Source organism: Shewanella sp. S23-S33 (genome assembly GCF_043359565.1).
GTDB lineage: Bacteria > Pseudomonadota > Gammaproteobacteria > Enterobacterales > Shewanellaceae > Shewanella > Shewanella oncorhynchi.
Genome location: NZ_JBHFFD010000007.1, coordinates 30,911 through 46,351 on the forward strand (window position 1 = coordinate 30,911; position 15,441 = coordinate 46,351).

Below are 15,441 nucleotides of genomic sequence, written 5' to 3' on the forward strand. Positions count from 1 at the left end.
ATCTCAAACTAGATCTGACAATTATCCTTTTTTAGTGGCGTCTGTCAGGTTAGATTTGTTAAATCAATTGAAGCTGGCTTTGTTTACGATAAAAGCCAACAAGTGCAGTTAAACGGTACGTTAAAGCTGGAAAAAGCCACCATGCTGGTATGGCCCAACTTACGACAGAGTAGCTGTTAAAGCAGCGTTATCTAGGTTTTCACGATCATGAGCTGTTGGTTACTTGGGCAGCTCACGTTGCCGTAGCGATAATATCTGAAAATAACTTCAGTTCTAATTCTCCAAAAATTAAGGTCTAGAAATGCCTGAACAAGTTGTAAAAACAGATAGCCACTTTCATAACAATGTTATTATTGCAGATAAACATACTTCGGAGCATCAAGATTCTGCCTCGAAAGAGCTGATTATCATAAAAAGCGAGCCGCAGAGCTCAAAACCATCATCAACAATTTGGGGTACTGATATAACTGCTGTTGGTTCTTTCTTAACCGTTATCTTTTCACTAGCTGTTGCTCTCTCAACAATTAGAAAATATTCAAAAGACTCCAAGCACCAGATTCAATTATTAGAACGTGACAAGCATTTAGACAGAGTGGCAAAGGCAAAGGAAAAGATTGAAAAGTTCTATGGGCCTTTAAATTCATTACTGGAAGAGTCGAGAGTTATTTACTCCTACTTTGCGTTAGAAGAAAAGAAAGAACTTAAAGCAGAAGGTAGTTACTTTAGAACATTAAGATTTCTTACTGATAAACCGGATAATACACAGCAAGGCTTGGATAGATTCAAAAAAAGTGATCAAGAACTCTTTAAACATATACTAAGCATTTCAGATAAGGTGATAAACCTTATTGAATCTCAAAGTGGTTATGTAGATAACCCAGCTTTGCATATTCTACTTGGAAAACTTGCAGCACATTATCGAGTAATAAAAACTGCGGCTGAAGGAAAACTTCATGGCCAAAGCGAAGCTCTGGAAAGTATTGTATTCCCATTAGAAATAAATGGTGCGATTAATAGTGAAATATCAAAGCTTTTGAGGTTAATAAAAAAAACAGATGACAAAAAACCAAAGGTTTTAAAAAATAGAACTATCGCTTTTTATGATACTAACGCAACTAGTTATTTCGACTCGACTATCGCGCTAGATATGGAAGAGATCTATAAAAAAGTACGAGCTTACGTCCCAAACGGTGGCAGTGTGCTAGATGCCGGTTGTGGCGTAGGTAGAGATACTCAATACTTTATCCGAAAAGGTTTTAAAGTTTTGTCATTCGACGCTTCATCAAAAATGGTTGAACTGTGCAACCAATACCCCTTCTCATTTTGTGAACAAAAGAACTTTACTGATATTGATTACCCATCTACCTTTGATTTGATCTGGGCATGCGCTTCACTACTGCACTTGAAACCATCCGAGTTTGAGGCCGCAATATCTAGACTATTAAGTGCATTAACATCTGGTGGGCATTTTTACTTTTCACTGAAAAAGCAGATTGATAACACAAAGGCTGCAGAGCGAGACTTTTACACGTATAGCAGTGATTATATACATGAGCTACTAGTTACCAGATATAAGTTAGTCAAAATTGAAGTATGGGAATCAGGTAGTATATTGAGTAACAATGAAACTTTTGTAAATTACTTATACAAAAAGCCCTCCTTATTAGGAATTCTTTAGCATGGGGCTTATTTTCATAGTGATATTTTATAATTCATTGTTAAATAAAATAATTATGATAAAAACAAAATCCTCTAGAACAAAGCAAAGCGTCAAGTTGTTCTTTTTTAGCTTTCGTTTGAGGATAATGGCCCGCCAAGGTTAAAAGTTGTGATTCTGCGAGCGCAACTTTGTTTACGATCATAATACATAGTATCAGCTATTAGATCCCATAAAATGTAATGCCAATCTTTCCTCAATAAATCTAAGTTGGCAGTTAAATGAATACTGACAGCGTCACCGATACCTAATCCACGTCCTAACAAAACTAAAGTTGCTTTTGCAAATACCCTTTTCCCTATAGGCCGAAATAACTGATAATTATTGTTAAGCTGGTATGTAGTGGGCCCTTGTGTCAGGATTTTTGTCACCCCTATTTTAAAGACACAGGGTGCGGCAAGAGAGTACGATATGGCTCGGTATTCACCATAACGTAAGGACTCGAACCTTAAAAATTATTACCGCCACACAATTTAACGTTCGCAAAGGTTGCTCGGGAAGAAAGCATTGCGGTGCTAAACTTGTATCGTTGGCGAGATAAAGCCAGAAAAGAAGGTCATCCCGTGTGCAATGGTCTAGAGTACATTCAAATATCTACTTATAAAGATATAAGATGTACTCTAGGTCAATGAAACTTATTCACGACTATCTAGTGAAGCAACTTTTACTACCTTAGCCCCTTGCTCAACAAAACCTCCTTCGTTCATATGCAAGCCCACAGATATACATTCGCCTTTTTTTAACTTGGCGAGCTCGTCCAACCATACTTTCCGACTAGTGCCTGGTACAGCTTGTTCTAGTAATTTTGCATAAGTCTGTATTTCAGTCTCAGCTGGTGCAAAGAAGAGTTTATGTGACGCTTGAAAAAGTCTGTCTTGCTCATCTTTGGATAACATACTTAGAGTTTGAGTGGCCAGTATCAGGGAAATACCATATTTACGACCTTCTGTAAGCATTTTCCCCAACGGACTTTCTAAGCGATGATCTAAGTTCTGTACCTCGTCTAGAACAATCGGGATTGGCTTAGACTTATTGCCGTAACTACAAGCATAAGAATATAAATCCCATAAGGTGAACTCTGTAGCTAGCTGCATGATATCTCTTGATAGCGATGCAAGCTGAACAATATTGGTGCGTGATGTACCATCATTAAAGATGGTTTGCCAATTCTGAGAAGTATCATTGTTGAATAATTTCGACTTCACCATAGGTGATAGTTTGTTGGCTAACGCTTCCCCCGTTCGTCCTGCTTCTCTCAAATCATCTAGCATACAGTCGAAATCATATTGTTTTCCATGGCGATGGACACCATCTTCTAACACATTAATCAATGTGGCTAGCTGCTGCTCCCCGATAGATGAATAGACTTGATTAAAGACGGAAGCAATACGTGCCGCAACGATATGGTCTTGTTCTTCTAGTATTACACCACCAAAATCTTGTTTCTGCTTTCTGAACGGCGATATTCCTAAAGGTTTTTGTGCAAGAAAATGGGATTTGGGGTTAACGAATCCATTGAACTCACTTTCCAAATGATTGGGCAGGAAGCCATTGGTATAATCTATGACTAAAGAATTGCAATTAGCTTTAGCCATTTCCATCAATAACCCTTGAATACAATAGGTTTTTCCTTGGCCAGAGCGGCCGAAAACGATTAAATGTCTGTTTGCTAAATCCTTATTACCATATTCCCAATAAACAGGCTTTAGGTTGTCAATTGCTCGCCCAATTAGGATTCTACAATCTTCAATATTAATATTATTTGCAGAATAAGAAGTTAATTCTTGTTCAACCATTTCAATATTGCTAAGTGGCTCACTATCATTTTTATTGTGTAAGTCTGATTTCTTAATGTCACTTAATGAAAAGGTACTAAAACCATCGGTCCGATTCGTTATTGATACTTGGTCAAAACATCTCTTTAATATATGTTCATGAATACATAGTTTATTTTTTGCGAGCTCAATAGCTTCAGCTCTTGTCGATGCTATACCTAATAATTCCCTGCAAATTTCAGCAAGCCCTGAATATCCGATTTCCCGCTGAGATACCAAGTTGTGCGCAAAGAAATAACTTTTTTTATAGTTTAAAGCATGAGTTTTCAATAGTGATAGATAGAAATATTTATTATTTTCCTTGTCTAAATGTCTATTCAAATAAGACTGAATTTTTTCACCCTCTATAATCCTCGATTCACTATCTACAAAACTAAAAGCAAGTTGTAATGTTTCCTCTATATCTATTTCCGTGAATGCGTTATTGATGTGTGAATAATGAGTTTCATCAACCCTTACGATTACACCGTCGGTTAATAATTTGTCTAAGTAGAATGCGGCATGTCCTAAAGATTGGCTCCTAATTTTAGAAGCTATTTCTATTTTAGATAAAGGCGAAAGGGAATGCTCGAAAAGTTCAATCAATACTGTTTTCTGAGACGCTAAACTAAAATTAGAAGCCAGGCTAACAGTATCAGCACCTGATTTACCATTAAAAAATATTCCTTCTGGCTCACCGTAAGCTCTTACGATATGCCTTACTAAAAAATAATCATCGGACAAGTTAGCTCGTTGATAAATATCAACTGATAAGTTGACTGATTCTCTTCCTGCATGTTTGCATTCATTTAACTTTGATAGCACTACACTTAAAATCCGCATTTTATCATCTTCGTTGATATTTAAGTACTTAATATGTCGATATGTGCCTCTACCACTTTGGTATACATATTCCTTATCTACGGCTCGCATGAGATTGGGTTCAAGTCGCTTTTCAGAATATTGAGAACTCGCTATCGACTTTGCATTAGCATGGGTTTGAATATTTGCCCATACATCTCCATTAGGGAAATCTAAAATGGCGTTAGTAATGCCTGGTACTTTTGCTAACGCTAGTGGTTTTATTTGATCATTTTCGATTAGTTGCAAGACTCCGTCTTGAATCCAAGTGGATATCTGGTTCTCTGCAACTGCAAGTTCAACATTCATGTTTTCATGTAAATGCCAAGATAAGTCTTCAATACTTGCAGGTGATTTGTTCCAAGCCCAAAACTCTTCCAATTCTGTCTTATTTAGATTGGGCGTTGTTACCTTTTTAATTTCGTTTTCATTGAGACCACAACAAACTTCTAAGAATGAATAGAAACTTCTGTTTGAACCAAAGTATGATCTTAGAGATGGGAATAGTGGCGATCTTAATTCGCTCAAACTACTTTTTGTGATGGCCCAGATAACTCTCGGGGATATGCTTAACTTCGCTATAAAATTTTTCTTAGCTTTATACTCGATTTGTCTAATTCTTTCTCTAGTAATGTCATAGCTTTGCCCAATCTCTTCCAAAGTTTCACTATTACAGTTAACTCCTAATCTTCGAGATAAAATGTCATTTTCTCTCGTTTTATCTTGTAAAAAATAATTTTGAAGATCACTAATTAAGTAATTTTCTAATTCATCTAATGGCAAATCAAAATCTTCGATTGCTACTATTTCGTCCGTTGAATTTACAGAGAAATAGTTTTTCTTTAATTTCTCGATAAACTCAAGAAACTTTCTTACCTTTCCTCTTCCAAATCCATTTATATTTTCTAGGGTTGGTATATCTATTTCCAATGTTTGGTTAATACTTAAATTCTCCCCAAATTCCCTAAGTAAGGTATTAACTAAAGCCCTATATTCACTAGTAACGTTTACCAAATTTAACTTTGATGAGTCATCATTTGTTGGTGCATGTGGAATAGTATTTTCGACATTATGATTTGATAGGAGATCTTTGAGACGGTAAAAAGATAATAAATCAGAAGATTCAAAATTCTCGATTTGTTCAAGATCATTTTCAGATAAGAAAAGTACGTCTGAAACGGAAATATCACGTTGGTAGAGATTTAGTAACTTTCCAACTATATCTGTTAAATGTACAGGGTATTCAAATTCAGCTTCTGGCCCCCTTTTACTTTGCTCAAAATTTGGTTCAATTGACTCACAACTTTCTATCGATGAGGAAGTTGTAGAGCACTCATCTTCATATTCACTCTTTTTTTCCTCGACTACGAAACTCTTCAATTCACTATTAAGTAAACTAAGCTTGCTTATTTCTGGATAAGCTGATCTATCTTTAAATTTTGAGAAAAGAGCTTGTATAGACTCTTCATGAAGCATTTTCACAAAAGCTTGTGGGAGTCTAACCTTAAGTACATTTAGTTCTTCATCCAACTCACTTTCTATTCGCTGACGCTCCATACCTTCATTAAAAGCTAAGGCAATTCCTTGTGGATAGTTAGAGATGTCACAAATATTGTAATTCCCCATCAACAAAGAGTCAGAGAGCTCATGTAAGTTTGAAAAATAACTTTCTGGAAAAACATTATACAACTCAAACTTATCGACTTGAGTAAGTATTTGCTGAATAAAAAGCGAGCGATATACCTTCCCTTTGAAAGTTTTTGGCCCTAACAACCTTTTCATGTGTTCAGATAACGCTTTCGCTTGTTGTATAGCTTTAGCAAAGTCAGTACCTGTTTTTCTTGATTTAACCTCAAGAGGAAGTAATACAAGTTCCTCATCCCTAATACCTACAAATAGTATATCGTCAGAAAGAGCTCCTTTAGACTTATTATGCAATCTTGCCGAAAAATCATGATCTCTTATTTCAAGACCGAGGTTTCCAGTAACCCTCAGCATTTCTCCAACGGATAAAGGAACCCAGGTAAGATCACTTGATAAGAGCAAGCTAGATAAAAACTTATAAGCAGCAACAATTCCTTGTTTTTCTTTAATTTGTTTTTCTGTGTTATCAGTTTTTTTCTTGCCAGACTCTTTAACTATATTCAATAACCATTGCCCATTAAGTGCATTGAAGGAATTGATCAATTCATCCGACTGGCTTTGCAATAAGTCTTTGTATAATCCAACTCGTGAAGATACCGTTATCGCATCATAGGCAACTGAGTTAGTGTATTGATCTGCATAATGAATTAATATAGTTTCTTTTGTATCAAAGAATTCCAACGTAACTTTAGGGTCGATAATACAAGTCCATATGCTAGTGTCATATGACTTAGATAAATGATGTCTAAAAGTATCCTGGACAGCAAGCACAGGAACATTGCCATGGATATATTTACCCGCCTTATCTCGATAAGCTAGCAACAACTGGTTGTATAAGGAAGCTAGTCGTATTGTAAAATTGTCTACTTTTACATTTTTCAATCCAAAACCAGTATAAAAAACCTCATTTTCTAAATATGAAGCTTCACCAGATAAAATGCCGTTACAAACAATCCCAGATTTCCCTGCACTTACATTATTTGAGCGCAATGTAACTTCTTCGATATTCTTAAAAAAACTTATATGAGCATAATCGTAATTATCGAATTCTCTCACTTTATGTACTGTTAGGTTTTTCCTGACTTTGAATATTAAGTCATCCAATACGGCTTCTTTATCTGAGTCGCTCAAACGAACCAACTCTCGTAATTCTTCTATTTTCCTCGACTCAGAAAACTCTTCAAATGCTGTAGTGAAGTACTTGTCGTCATACACATTCACTCGAATTTTCTTTAGCTTTCCTTTTGCTTTTTTATAGTAATTTAATATTCCTTTAAATACTTGTGTATTTTTCTGGTTATTTATTGAATTGATGATTAGAGGAGCATCTTCACTTTGCTGAAATAACATTTCAAAACATGTTACAAAATCCTGAACTTTCTCATATACTAAGGACGAAACATAGCTATCACCTGATTCTAATTGAGGTGCTATTTCAAGCCACAATTTGTTATGACTTAATGCTTGAGTTCTCACAAAACTTGAGTGTTCATCAAATAACACAGGCAATAAACCTCCTGCATTAAATTTATCTATGGTTGTCGCTGGTATCTGGCTAAACGAGTTGCCTTCATCCGTCATTCTTAGTTTTGCAAACTCAAAAGCATACGAGAGGCATAGCGGATGAAAAGGAGTAAAAAACTCTTCATTCACTTTGCGTATAATACCTATTTCAAGTAATTTTCGAGACTTATGAGCTAATGCTCCTTGAGGAATATTTATTAATGCGTCTTGAATGCTAGCCAATATATCTTCAACAAGACTAAGTAAAGACGCTGGCCAATTAGTAATAGAAATGAGAGTCTCATGCTCAGACAACCAAGAAAATAGAGCTTTATATGCCTTAGCGATACGAGGAAAATCATCTTCAATATCAGTAACATATAAGGTATTCGAAGCATTCTCATCGAAGAATAAAACTCCCCCGTCGAGCATTTTATATTCGAAGGAGCATAACTCTTTTGCTTTTACTGATAACTCTTTTTCTCTTCCAGATATTATCACTCTAGATGTTGTTGGCTTATATTTAGGAATTCTATCCTGACTAAATATATCTAAGCCTCTTTGGCTATCAAATAAACTTGGAAGTTTAACATTTTCGACAACTTTTGAACCAGTAATAACCATGGGCAGATGATATTCACCTGAAAGTAACTCAAAATCACCAATAACTTCATTTTCATCAGTATCGCGAAAATCGATGCACTGAAGGTCATCGCAATTGATTTCAGTATCAGCACAAGAAAAGGCATGAACGATGCTGCCATTTGGATTGATAAGCATCTTACCCTGAACATTTTCAAGAATAAGCTTCCCTTTATTTCTCTTTATTTCGACTTCTAACTTTTCAAAATAATTTTTTATATAAAATCGTTCTTTTTCGACAAAGCAACAATTGAATTGAAAACACTCTCTTTGAGATGGTCGATAAAGCTTTATTTGAATAAATATAGGTTGCCCATCAAATGGGATTCGCACATTCAGTGTTGAGTGGAGTTCGTGGTTAGAAGTATTTATTTTTATTTGATTCTGTTTTAAATCGCCATGAATTATTACTTCCTCAGCTTTGAGTAAGGGTTCACCTCTTAACATTTTTATTTTTAAATCAATATCCCTCAACTCGACTTCACCGATTAAGGATATATTTTTTCTAGCAGACAAGCTTCCAGAAAGTCTCTTCCATTCTTCTAGCTTACTCCCGTTAAGCTCAATTTCTGTAACATCTAGCTTCCTGTCTTTATTTTTTTCTATTTCAGCTTCAATATTTGAAAAGGTTTCATTTTTATACTTATCTCTATTTTGACGTAGAAAGTTCTCTGCAATATAACGCTCGCTTAAGCCCACATCTTCTAACTGCCGTTGAAGTTCAGCTGGGTCATCATTAAAGTCATTAACTCTTGAGCGTATTACTCTTGATAGACTATGATTTTTATCTAACTCTTTCTTCAACTCTTTTTCATTGTGAATATCTGATAATCTTGGTTCAAGAAATAATCCATGTTCTCTCAAGTCGATCTTGTCTTTATCAATCGAATAATAAAGAGGTTGATATCCAAATATACTTAGATTCTCATCTCTAATTTTCTGCTCAACATTGGCAACTAGGTATTTAAAAATTAATTCGTCTTTGTGACCTGAGCCTAATTTCACCAGAGCTTGATTAACATATTGTGGAGTGAACACACTTTCATTTAAGCTTACATCAGTGAATGTAGATGTCAGAGTCTCTAAAGAACTATTATTTATTACAAAGAGAACTGCATTATCAATATCATTGATAGCGTCCCTTACTCCGGCAATATAATCCTCATGGCTGCTATTTTTGTCTTGATCGCCCAAGTGATGAAGCATGACAATAATTTTCTTTCCATTATCGGTTTCAATATATTTTAAGCTTAAATCCCCAATAGTTATCGGTTTGAAATTAAGGACTTTAAAACCGTTGTACAACTGAAGAGATTGAGCAGGATTAGAACTAACAAAATGATATTTGGTATCAATAGAGTTTGATGCTTCTATATATTGACAAAATAATCTGGCCAAAAATTCCTCAAATAGTAGCTTTGACATATACTGCATCCCCGCTGTCACTTAGTTTTTCTATATTCCCGACATTTTCATAAAATTTCAGGAGTGCTTTCTTGGATTTTAAATCTAGCCAAATACCGCGCTCTTTTAACCCTTCAATTACATCATCAATAAGTAGTTTTTTTTGATTTGAGCAGCCAATTATCATGTTAGTAAGCAAGAGAAGGATGCTTGAATTTACCACGAAGTACTTTCCTGCAGCTTTACGATCAGCGATAAAGCCAGCTGCAAATTTTTTTTCAAATATTTCTATCACTCTTTTATTTGCAGTTTTACGAGAGCCTTTTTTAGAATTTTTTAATGATTCTTGAAAAATTTGTATTTGAAATGCAGCACCTGTATTTAGAGCCTTCTCAAAGGAATCATCAGGTTTATACTCTTCCCCAAATAAATGAGCCAACTCAAAATTAAATTTGTTTACTTTAGATGTATATTCGGTACTTTCTTCTTTGATAATCTCCCAGCTGGGTTTGCCAGATATTCGACTTAAGTAACCTAAAATAGGGAAAAGATTCGATGCAATTCCTCTTGTGCTGCTGAAAAAGTAATCATACCCATACTGATTGCATTCATGCCGTTCTCTACTAGCTCGTTCTGTTTCTAAAATGAAAAATAAGGGTTTAGATGTAGGGATGTTGTATCTATTTCCTGGCAGGCAAATATGAATGGTTAACTGTGTCAAATAAAGAAAACTATAAAGTTTTATAAAACTTTCCAGCTCGCTTAAAAAGTAACTTGGCTTAGTTGCTAATGTATGGAGGTCTTTAGTGAATGCTTCTGCTAAAAATGGCAAGTAAGTAGTTCTTTCTTCTTTGAATGGTATATGAACGCTAAGTTGATTTACTCTCTCTATTAGAAGTGTTTCTAATGCATTGTTGCCACTATGATTAGGTGCTTTTGGCAGTGAAGAAATTAATAAGCCACGAACAATGTTAATCATTGTCTCAGTTCTAGATGTTAATGTGTCTTGAGCTGCAACAAGGTAAGCTAAAGGAGTGATTTTTCTAATGGCGTTTGAGGATAAATATAACTCGTCAATAATATCCACTAGCTCTCTGGTATCCCTTGCACTACGAAAACCGTCTAATATCTCTTCCCTTAGTTTTTCTTTATCACGATCACCCATTGACAATTGGAAGAGATCTTCCATCAAAACTTGATATACACGCTCCCAATCCAATTTGTGATCTTTTAAGGTTTGAGGACCAATTGGTAAATATTGTTCTGCTTTGTTGCTATAGGCGGAGTCGTTGTTGTCTTCTATGCTTTTTTTTACAAACGATATTGATGAATCTATAATAGTGAAATTATCCAAACTATACCTCTACAGTAAATCTTTGTCTATTCTTATTAATTGATACTGTTTTGTCTCTACTGACTAATTTTAAAGATTCTGATTCAAGTGTTCTATCGACAATATGTGCTAAGAGTTCCTCGAATTTTGCTATGGCTTCAATGTTTTGCCTATTAGGCCTAAATCCATTAGATATGTAAACAGCTTGAACTAAAGTTTTTAAATCTAAGTTGAAGGTATAAACAGGTTCATTATTAATAATTAATGGGATGGGAATAATATCGTTAGATATCAATTGATGCCGCTCTATCCATTCGATATCAGCTTGAATATTAATTTTATTACAAACTGAATATTCATTCAGTTTACGACTTACAATATAACCATCAACCTGAACAGGAAGCTGCCTATTAGCATATTCAAGTAACGACTTAAGGATTAAGTCCTCTATTATATTTAAGCAATCATCTTCATCTCTTACCGACAATTCTACCGCTTCATATACACTAACTAGTCTTAAGTAATGTTTTAAAGCAATTTGTAAGTATGAATCTTTATAGAAGTCGGGTAATGTTGACTTCAGATTGTGTCCGTTTAGAAGGTAAGCACCACGAACCAATCCCTGAGGAGACAAACTACAGCCAGTAACTGTATTTAGCTGACTAATGTCATAGGCCATATTTTCAGATAAAGTATTGGTTGCATATTCGAGGTAAAAGCAGTCTAACTCAGCGCTTCTATAGTTAATAGGATCTACCCTTCTAAAGCACTGACTAAATTCATTATCCAGGTCAGAAAAAACGTTCCCAATAATCCCGTCTTCATGTTCTTTAGTGACAATTTGAAAAATGAAGTCTACAAAAATCCTGGGGATTAAAAACTGCTCCTCCAGCAATCTGGCTAAACAAAACAGCTCAATTAATTTATTTTGAAAATGCAGCGATGACAACACTTCAAAATTTCTTGCCACTTTTGAATCTGTTTTTTCTTCTAAAAGGTAATATTCGTAAAATGGATTTTCTATCGAAGGTTCAGTTAATTTTTTTAAAAAATCAGATATGAAACTAGAAGTTACAGTCTGTTCTGAAAAACTCAATCTCGGGTAGCATTCAAAATCATAAAAACTTACATTCTTATGCCTATAGCCCTTCATATGTCTGTTTGTAAAATAAGCTTCAAATGAAGATTTAATATCATCATGACGCTCAGCCCCTTGTTTGATGAATTTTTGCAGCATCCCGACATTAATGCCTATAGCTAAAGACTTACTATTCTCCTTGAATTCATCAAAGCGCTCGTCTAAACAATCAATTGCTGATCTATGCTGCTGACTACTATGAGTTGCATCTAAATGAAAATCTATGAAACCACTGAATTTTTTATATAACTTAGTGAGAATCTCTGATTTTCCATCACCAGAGCTTCCACATAAGCAAATAATATTACCACCCAAAGATTGCTCAACAGCATCATCTAATGCTTTTTCAAAGTCGTATTGAATTTGCGGGGGAATATAAAGGTAATCTTTGAGAGACTGCAAGTCATCTACTATTTGTTCAGTTTTCAATGTTGATACTGAATATTTTGAAGATTTAGATAGTACACCTAAGGCCTCTTTGAGTCTCAATTTCAGTTCCTTTTTCTTATCTATCATAATCACATCCCATACAACAATGCTATTACATATTTCTTCACTTGGGAACCTTATACTCACAAAATATTTATGAGATTCAAGGTCTTCTTCACACTCTGAAGGTCAACACGATGCATCATCTCGGCGGAGTTGTTCAAAACATTGCTTGGATAGTAACGACCCCTAGCTATTGCTCGGTTTAGCCCCCCCCTCGCAAGGTATGCTCAAATTCAGCATCGAGTCCATTGCTTTAACTCCAGATAGGGCTTTGCTGTCTTGGGCCTTGCACTTCTCAGACTTACTTTTGGGATAGTCAATTGCTTTTATCGATAAATTGCCTTATCTATCAGCGTCCTCTGACCGTAATCATGTTGCTTTTTCATTCCGATTAACGTATCAGCTAAAGAGCATCTATAGTTTAAGTCGTGACAGTAATTTTTAACTGGTCCTCCAGCACACTGCGATATCGAAATCCTTTCAGATATATAAAACCCCTGTGCATATCAAGATTTAGCAACCTTGGAGACGCTATGCACAAAGTAATTACCCTACCCAGTAATAGCTGGCCACAAACCTCATCGCAAATCTTAGAAACCGCAGCTGGTATCGTCGCCGAGCGCTTTGTGCGCGGCGGTGCCTTTTGCAACCGCAAGCAACCATGGATTTTCTGCGCTTTAAGCTCCACCAGCATCAACGTGAAGTGTTTGCGGTGATGATGCTCGACAGTCAGCACCGACTGATTGAATTCAACGAGATGTTCTTTGGCACGATTGACAGTGCAAGTGTTTCTCCGCGAGAAGTGGTTAAGGCTGTACTGCTATGTAATGCTGCGGCGGTCATTTTCGCCCACAACCATCCTTCAGGCTGCGCCGATAGACGGATCACCGAGCGCCTTATTGCGGCACTGGCCACCATCGATGTACCTGTTTTGGACCACATCGTTGTCGCCGATACCTGTGTGTCATTCGCCGAGCGTGGCTGGCTCTCTAATCAATAACTGCATAAATGGCTCCCCGAGTGGGAGCCCTTTATGCGTGGGGGTTTATCATGATTGAATTTACCGATAGTTTTCTCAGGCAGCAGTTGCGGAGGCCTGCTCGGCCTGCCTAGCCTTGCTTGAGCGTATCTGCTTGGAATTAACCCCGCAGGTATTTGTCCGCCCAAGGAGTGAATACGGAATATTCATTCCCAAAGTGGGGTTTTCGATAATGAGACTTTTGCATGGCATGAAGATAAAATGGATCGAAGTTTATGAATATTTTCGGTTAAAAATTGCATGAATTTGTTCTTAAAGAATGGCATAGCGCATCTTATTCGTTGCAAATAAATTGAACAATGCTTGTAATGCTTCTTCCGACTCTGGGTTATCAAATCCACGCAGCCATCTAACTTCAAAGCCCATATAGTTCGCCCAAGCAACCCCTTTCTTCATCTCTGCGTACTGGTTATTCTTAGCGCAAGCCTCTATATACTGGTTTACAAGCTTATATTGATTGGAACCAGCCCGATATTTTGCATGCATAAAGGCGTCTTTATAATACTGATAAGCTTTTATATTATTTTCTTGACGATAATAGTAATTGGCATAACACCAATTACTTAGCCAAGCCAAACTAGGCCACAACCCTATTTTTTTAATTTCAAAAGAAAACTCATCAGCTAGTTTTAAATCGGTTATAGAGTTCTTGAGCTTCATTCCCATGCTAAACATTTGTGTAAATTCGGTGGGAATTATGAGCTTGGCATTTATTCTTTGCTGATCTAACGTCATATACGCATTTATGGGACCAAAAATACTCAAATAAATTCGGTATTTAGCCCTATCGTTGATATTGTCCAATTCTCTTTGCGCCGCAAAGTACTCAAAATAGCGGCAACTTTCCCCAGTTATGGCAGCATAACGCTGCCACCAAAAGGTGACAAACTCATAAAGGAAGTAATCTTGGGCAAAAGGTAACTCGCGTTTTTTAAAATCTAACGTCGCAAACTCCTCACAAGACGCTTGCCATACCAGAGAGTTATGCCGACTGACTCGTTGTGAAAATTTTCTTAGATAGTTAGTCGTTTCACATACCATCTCAGGTCCATAGCACTTATTTAACGCTTGAAAAAAGTATGTTGAAACTCGTGCCATAAAAAGCATCAAATTAAAACTGCAAATTTGCTTATCTGTCAGTTCTAGCGGTTTTTTTCGAGGCAAAGAGAGAGAATGTTCCAAGTTAACATAAAGGGACTCTATACTTGGTAGTTGGCTTCCGCCACACCAGCGTTGTGCATTTTCTAGGTTTTGCCTTTCTCTATAGTCACCATCAACCCCTTTAGGATTATGAAATTGTGACTGGGATGTATTTGTTACTGTGTAGAAATGCTCCCAAACAAGAGCTAACGGCCAACGTACTTTCTCTGAGGTAGATATTTTAGGTAAAAGCCACTGCAAAACCATTGGAATTGGCAATTTCAAACTAGGCACGTTATAAACTAAGAAATTTTTCGCAAATGAGATAACAATTCTACTGAGAAAACTTGTTGCGATATTATACTTTGTTGTATCAATTTTTGTTAGATAAGTTCCCTCTGTGCGTAAGCAATCTTTATAAACCATCAGAATCTCATCTATAGCAGCCATAAATACATTAACTAATCTCTCTTCAATTAACACCGCTTTTAATAACGCTTGTAACTGAAGCATTAGCTCATCTAGCTTGCCATCAATTTTCGAATTTTCATCCGCTAATCTTTTTAATTGCATCTGCAGCGATTTCTTTTCCGCTCCAGACAAAAGGGAACTCTTCCCTTTAGTCGGCAATAATCCTGTACTATTAAAAATTACGCGAACAAGTTCTCCAATTGAGGGATAGCAAAAATCTTTATCATCCATAATCGCATACTG

The 15,441-nt window shown here is 36.1% G+C and carries 5 protein-coding genes and 1 pseudogene; 2 read left to right on the plus strand and 4 right to left on the minus strand.

Translation table 11 applies throughout. The features are described from left to right. The first annotated feature begins 301 nt into the window (after nt 1–301). Nucleotides 302–1,678: a class I SAM-dependent methyltransferase gene (locus ACHA99_RS01125; protein WP_393940503.1), complete on the plus strand. Its 1,377-nt coding sequence runs from the start codon at nt 302–304 to the stop codon at nt 1,676–1,678. A gap of 674 nt (nt 1,679–2,352) precedes the next feature. On the opposite strand, the gene dptH is transcribed toward ACHA99_RS01125, so the two are convergent. From dptH to dptF, 3 genes are read right to left on the minus strand one after another with little or no spacing between them, the layout of a single operon-like run. After that, a complete protein-coding gene (gene dptH / locus ACHA99_RS01130; RefSeq protein ID WP_393940505.1) occupies nt 2,353–9,606 on the minus strand; it encodes a DNA phosphorothioation-dependent restriction protein DptH in 7,254 nt (2,417 codons plus the stop codon). Next, on the minus strand, nt 9,587–10,939 hold the full coding sequence (gene dptG / locus ACHA99_RS01135) for a DNA phosphorothioation-dependent restriction protein DptG (RefSeq protein ID WP_219233676.1): 1,353 nt from the start codon (nt 10,937–10,939) through the stop codon (nt 9,587–9,589). The genes dptH and dptG overlap by 20 nt, the downstream gene beginning before the upstream one ends. Nucleotide 10,940: 1 nt before the next feature. Next, nucleotides 10,941–12,572, minus strand: a complete 1,632-nt coding sequence (gene dptF, locus ACHA99_RS01140) for a DNA phosphorothioation-dependent restriction protein DptF (RefSeq protein ID WP_393940509.1) — start codon at nt 12,570–12,572, stop codon at nt 10,941–10,943. A gap of 509 nt (nt 12,573–13,081) precedes the next feature. Between dptF and ACHA99_RS01145 the strand changes: the two are divergent. Continuing rightward, a pseudogene (locus ACHA99_RS01145) lies at nt 13,082–13,548 on the plus strand (JAB domain-containing protein). Nucleotides 13,549–13,839: 291 nt separating this feature from the next. Here ACHA99_RS01145 and ACHA99_RS01150 read toward each other — a convergent pair. Continuing rightward, complete coding sequence (locus ACHA99_RS01150; RefSeq protein ID WP_393940512.1) at nt 13,840–15,429, minus strand: hypothetical protein; 1,590 nt, start codon at nt 15,427–15,429, stop codon at nt 13,840–13,842. Nucleotides 15,430–15,441: the final 12 nt, after the last annotated feature.